This window comes from Massilia rubra (genome assembly GCF_011682065.1).
In the GTDB taxonomy this organism is placed as follows: domain Bacteria; phylum Pseudomonadota; class Gammaproteobacteria; order Burkholderiales; family Burkholderiaceae_D; genus Telluria_A; species Telluria_A rubra.
The window spans coordinates 1-5,682 of sequence record NZ_VUYU01000060.1 but is presented as its reverse complement, the minus strand read 5'-3'; the positions used below and the strand labels follow the sequence as shown (position 1 = coordinate 5,682).

3 protein-coding genes and 1 rRNA gene are annotated in these 5,682 nt (G+C 61.4%); 3 read left to right on the top strand and 1 reads right to left on the bottom strand.

The window, feature by feature from the left end; all coding sequences use genetic code 11:
• The first annotated feature begins 6 nt into the window (after nt 1-6).
• Nucleotides 7-119: ribosomal RNA gene (gene rrf / locus F0185_RS33895) — 5S ribosomal RNA — on the top strand.
• Between the two features lie 187 nt (nt 120-306).
• Here rrf and F0185_RS33890 read toward each other — a convergent pair.
• Nucleotides 307-1,722: a DHA2 family efflux MFS transporter permease subunit gene (locus F0185_RS33890; RefSeq protein WP_167233070.1), complete on the bottom strand. Its 1,416-nt coding sequence runs from the start codon at nt 1,720-1,722 to the stop codon at nt 307-309.
• Nucleotides 1,723-2,139: 417 nt separating this feature from the next.
• Here F0185_RS33890 and F0185_RS33885 point away from each other — a divergent pair, with 417 nt between their 5' ends.
• Complete coding sequence (locus tag F0185_RS33885; RefSeq protein ID WP_167233068.1) at nt 2,140-2,886, top strand: SDR family oxidoreductase; 747 nt, start codon at nt 2,140-2,142, stop codon at nt 2,884-2,886.
• 146 nt (nt 2,887-3,032) lie between these two features.
• Nucleotides 3,033-5,444, top strand: a complete 2,412-nt coding sequence (locus F0185_RS33880; protein WP_167233066.1) for a penicillin acylase family protein — start codon at nt 3,033-3,035, stop codon at nt 5,442-5,444.
• Nucleotides 5,445-5,682 lie beyond the last annotated feature (238 nt).

Here is a 5,682-nt window from a genome sequence, read left to right as displayed (position 1 = left end):
GTTATGCCTGATGACCATAGTAAATCGGTACCACCCCTTCCCATCCCGAACAGGACCGTGAAACGATTTTACGCCGATGATAGTGCTGCAACCAGTGTGAAAGTAGGTCATCGTCAGGCTAGTTATATGAGAAAGCCCCACCAGCCAACGCGCTCAATCGCGTTTCGTGCAGGTGGGGTTTTTTTTCGTCTGTAAGAACCGGCTACGTCCTATCGCATTATTGGTTTCCGGGCGAGTCCGGGCGCAATCTCCTTCATGATATGCGCGCCATCTTTCGAGCCCTTCCCTGCAATCGAACCACGTCTCTTATCGCTGGAGCCTGAGCGCCGTACCGCGGCTGATACTCTCGCCGTCGTCCTGGTGCAAACGCCAGAAGGTCAGCGACGATATCACGGTAATGATCGACAGCGTCGCAAACCCATGATGCAACGCGCTGATGACCATGGTGCGGTCGGTCTGCGGCACGTCGCCGAGGAACCAGGCAGTGACCAGCGATCCGGCAGCGAGCCCGAAACTCATCGACAACTGCTGGAACGAGCTCGAGATGGTACTGGCCATGCTCGAATCCTGGTCGTCGACATCGGCATAGGCAAGTGAATTCATGCACGAGAACTGCAGCGAATTAAAAAACCCCTGGGTCAGCCCGAGCATCACAATCAAGACCAGCGGCGTGTCGGCGCCGACAAAAGCAAACAGGCCGATCGTCAAGCCGATGCAGACAGTATTGACCACCAGGATCTGGCGATAGCCGAAGCGATGCAGCAAGCGTTGCGACACCAGTTTCATCGCCATCGCCGCGATCGCCGCCGGCATCATCAGCAAGCCCGATTTCCACGCCGGAAAACCCAACCCGACCTGATACAGCAGCGGCAACAAAAACGGCATCCCGCCCAATCCCAGCCGCGTCAAAAAGCCGCCGACCACGGCAATGCGGAACGTGCGGATGTGAAACAGCGACAAGCGCAGCAGCGGAAACTTCCTGCCGCGCGCATACAGGGCATACGCGCCCAGCAAGCCGAGCGACGAGGCCAGGATGGCCGCGGCGGTCAAGGGCGCCAGCGTGTGCTCGCCGAAAATTTCCAGGAACCACGACAGCAAGGCCGTCCCCGAACTGAACAGGATCAGGCCGACCACATCGAGCGGGCGCCGCTGTGCCGCGCGGTAATCGGGCATGTAGCGAAACACCAGGAATAGCGCAACCAGGCCGACCGGCACGTTAATGAAGAAAATGTAGCGCCACGACACCCAGTGCACGACCAGCCCACCCACGGTCGGTCCCAGGAGCGGACCGATCAGCGCCGGGATGATCACGAAGTTCATCGCGCCCAGCAATTCCGATTTGGGAAAGGTGCGGATGATGGCGAGGCGGCCGACCGGCATCATCATGGCGCCGCCCAGGCCTTGCAGCAAACGGGCGGCGATCATCATCGGTGCGTTGACCGCCATGCCGCACAGGACCGAGGCCAGCGTGAAGACCACAATGGCGACCGCGAACACGCGGCGCGTGCCGAAGCGGTCCGCCATCCACCCGCTGACCGGAATGCCCACGGCCAGGCTGAGGATATAACTGGAGACAATTGATTTCAGGCTGAGCGGGCTCACGCCCAGGCTGGCCGCGATGCTCGGCACCGCTGTGTTGACGATGGTCGCGTCGAGCTGCTCCATGAACAGCGCGGCGGCGACGACCCACGGCAGGTAGGTCTTGACGGATGCTTGACTCAGAACATCCTCGCATTGCTGTGTAAGGGGTGATCGGACGATCGCGGCTGCGCGCGTCCCTTGCGCCAGCCGACCTTGGTGTTCGCCGTCAAACCCATTCCCGTCCCCAGACAATCTTCCGGCAATGCTGCCAGTTTTCTTTTTATAAGTTCCCCGCTGCCGTGAGCAGCGGCCATGCGCACCCGCCGTCGCCGGGGGCCGGGACGATGTGTACCTCGACGAATATTACACCTAACGAAAGCCTCGATTCTTACTTTTTTCACATCAAGGCCGCGCCCGCAACCGAGCCTCGAATCATTGTCCATCGCACTGCCTTGAACGCCCTGGAGAAATAGGCAATCAAGCGAGAGTCCTGTGTATTTCCGGGCGCGCCCGTGATTTGTAAGATGCAGCACCTGTCCGTACTTCAAGGAGAACCGCATGTCCAGCCATCACAATTTGCATCAGAAAGTTGTCCTCATCACCGGCGCCAGCAGCGGCATCGGCGCGGCCACCGCGCGCTTGCTCGGACGCCACGGTTACCGCCTCGTGCTCGGAGCGCGCCGCGTCGACCGCCTGACCGCCCTGGTTGCCGAGATCCGCGGCGAAGGCGGCGCCGCCGAAAGTTTTGCCATGGATGTGCGCCGCCTGGACGACGTGCAAGGCTTCGTGGCCTTCGCGCTCGATGTGTACAAGCGGCTCGACGTGTTCGTCAACAACGCCGGCGTCATGCCCTTGTCCCGGCTCGATGCGCTCAAGGTCGATGAATGGAATCACATGATCGATGTGAATATCCGTGGCGTCTTGCACGGCATCGCCGCCGCCTTGCCCGTGATGCGGGAGCAGCGCTCGGGCCAGTTCATCAACCTCTCGTCGATCGGCGGCCATGCCGTCAGTCCCACGGCCGCCGTGTACTGTGCGACCAAGTTCGCGGTGGGGGCGCTGTCGGAAGGTTTGCGCCAGGAAGTGGGCGGCGACATCCGCGTGACCGTCATCTCGCCGGGCGTGACCGAGTCGGAACTGGCGGAAACGATTTCCGACCCACTGGCGCGCGAGGCCATGCGCGACTTCCGCCGTGTGGCGATCGCCCCGTCGGCCATCGCCAGCGCCATTCGCTTCGCCATCGACCAGCCGGCCGACGTGGACGTGAGCGAAATCATCGTGCGCCCGACCGCCAGTCCCTACTAACGATTGCTGCGCAAGACAAGCGTGCACCGGCGCGCATGGGGCGATTTCCTTTGTTGACTACTCTCAATACGGCCAGGGCCGGCATTCGTACGATTGCCTGTCGGCCATCCTGGCCGGCACCGTGAAAGGGAGTCACCATGAGATGCATGTCCAGGGGTTTAGTTCACCACAATCGTCTTGTATTGTCCGCAAGCGCGGCAAGCCTGGCCGCGCTTGCCATCGCCGGCTGCGGGCGCAGTGACGAGGCGCCGGGCCTGTCGACGGCGGTGCGTCCGCAATTCAGCGCCGAGCTGGCGCGCACCTCGCACGGCATCGCCCACATCCGGGCGCGCGATTTTCGCGGTATCGGTTATGGCCTCGCTTATGCCTATGCCCAGGATAATGTGTGCATGTTCGCCGATACCATCCTGACTGTGCGCGGCGAGCGCTCGCGGTTTTTCGGCGCGGATAAGGCGGCAACGCCGGCGGTCAACGGTGAATATGGCGCCAACAGCGATTTCATGAAACTCAATAACGAGGACAGCGACTTCTTCTTCAAGGGCTATCTCGACGCGGAGCAGTTAAAAGCCGGCTATGCCGCCGGTAGCCAGGAAGCGCGCGACTTGTTGACGGGTTACGCGGCCGGCTATAACCGCTATCTCAAGGAATATGCCGGACGCTATCCTGCCGCGTGCAACAAGGCCCCGTGGGTCAGGCCGATCAGCTATGAGGACATGATGCTGGTATTGGCCGAGAAAGCGCTGCACGCGTCGGGCCAGGTATTCGCGCAAGAGATCGTGGACGCCGCGCGCGAGGGCGGCGTTGCGCTCGCGGACAAGGGCGCGCAGGTGCGGGTCAGCGATACCGGTTTTCTGCAGCGCAGGCTTGACCGTTTGAGCCGGGAGCAATTGGGAAGCAATGGACTGGCGCTCGGCAAGGACACTACGGCGAGCGGGCGCGGCATCCTGCTCGGTAATCCGCATTATCCCTGGACCAGCACCGACCGCTTTTATCAGGCGCACCTGACCATTCCCGGGCGATACGATGCCATGGGCGTCATCCTGGGTGGCATACCGATGATCGTCATCGGCTTTAACAAGGATGTGGCGTGGACGCATACCGTTACCCGCGCGGTGCACTTCACGACCTTCAGGCTGGCGCTCGATACGCGCGATCCGAGTGGCACGACGTATTTGTATGATGGCGTGCCCGCCAAAATGACGTCCAAAACGGTCAGCGTCGACAGCCTGCGGCCGGATGGCAGTATGACCCGGCGCAGCAAGACATTCTATTTCACCAGGCAAGGCGTGGTGCTGGTCAAGCCGGATGCCGGCATTACCTGGTCGGCGCAGGCGGTGCACGTGCTGGGCGACGCCAATCGCCACAATACGCGCCTGGTCGAACAATGGATCGGATTGGGCAGTGCCGGCAATGTGAATGAGATCAAGGCGTCGCTCGACAAGATCGTGGGACTGCCCTGGGTGAATACCATGGCCGCCGACCGCAATGGCAATGTGCTGTATGCCGATGCCAGCGTGGTGCCCAAGGTCGGCGCCGACAAATTCGCTCCCGATTGCCTTGTGCTGCCGCAGGTGCTGATGTTCGACGGCTCGCGCAGCGCGTGCGCGTGGGGAAGCGACGCGCGCGCGCCGGCGGGCGTCCATTCGCCTGTCGATGCGCCGTGGATGATGCGCAGCGATTATGTCGGTAATTCGAATGACAGTTACTGGCTGTCGAATCCGCGCGCCTTATTGACAGGGCCGGCGCCGTTGGGCTATTCGCCACTGTACGGGGCGACCGGGGTGGCTCAGATGCTGCGCACACGGATCGGATTCAGGCAGCTCGAGGATGTGCTGGCCAATAAGCCGCGCCTGCACATGAGCGACGTGCAGGAATTGGCGTTTGCCAATCGCGTGTATGCGGCCGAATTGATGCTTCCGGAATTCCTGCCCCTGTGCGGCGCGTCCGCCGATGTGCTGGTGGCGCAGGCGTGCCGGGTATTGGGCGCATGGGACAGGCACGCCAATCTCGATAGTCGCGGCGCGGTGCTGTTTCGCGAGTTCTGGAAGCGGGCATCGTCTATTCCGGACAAATGGGCTGTGGCGCTGGACGCCGCCGATCCGGTGAATACGCCGCGCGGACTGGCTCCGGCCGCAGGGCCGGCCATGCTGTCGGCGTTGAAGGACGCGGCGCGGCAGATGCAGGCGCTGAACGTACCGCTGGATGGTCGCCTGGGCGACTACCAGAGCGATACGCGCAATGGCATGCGGGTCGCGCTGCACGGAGCGATTGGCGATATCGATGGCTCCTACAACTCGATTCATATGGAGACAGCACTACAGGCAGACGGGTATCACCAGATTGCATGGGGAACGAGCTACGTGCAGACGGTGACGTTTGACGAAGTGGGGCCGGTCGCGCAGGCGATGCTGCTGTATGGGCAGTCGGTCGATCCGGCATCGCCCTACCATGTCGATCAGTTGTCCCTGTATTCGCAGAAGAGCTGGCCGCTGCTGCCGTTTACCCAGCACAGCATCCGCGACGACCCACGCTATTCAGTGACCACGTTATCGGAATAGGCCTTGCTACTCCGGGGAGGCTTTGCTATAGTTCGCCTCCCCGCAGAAAGGGTTAACGAAATCAAGTAGTTAGCAGTCTGTCAGGGCCGTCTCCAAGGAGGCGCGGTAGTAAAAAAGAGGTTGACGAGAAACGCGAAACGCTGCATAATCTCACCTCTCTGCTGCAACGAACACAACGCTTCGTAGCAAACGGCAGAAGGTAGTACAGAATAAGTTCTTTAACAATTAACAGTCGATA

What these genes read in the sequence shown, in the direction of transcription:
- F0185_RS33885 (WP_167233068.1), top strand. Translation starts at nt 2,140, where the DNA reads ATGTCCAGCCATCACAATTTGCATCAGAAAGTTGTCCTCATCACCGGC.
- F0185_RS33880 (WP_167233066.1), top strand. Translation starts at nt 3,033, where the DNA reads ATGTCCAGGGGTTTAGTTCACCACAATCGTCTTGTATTGTCCGCAAGC.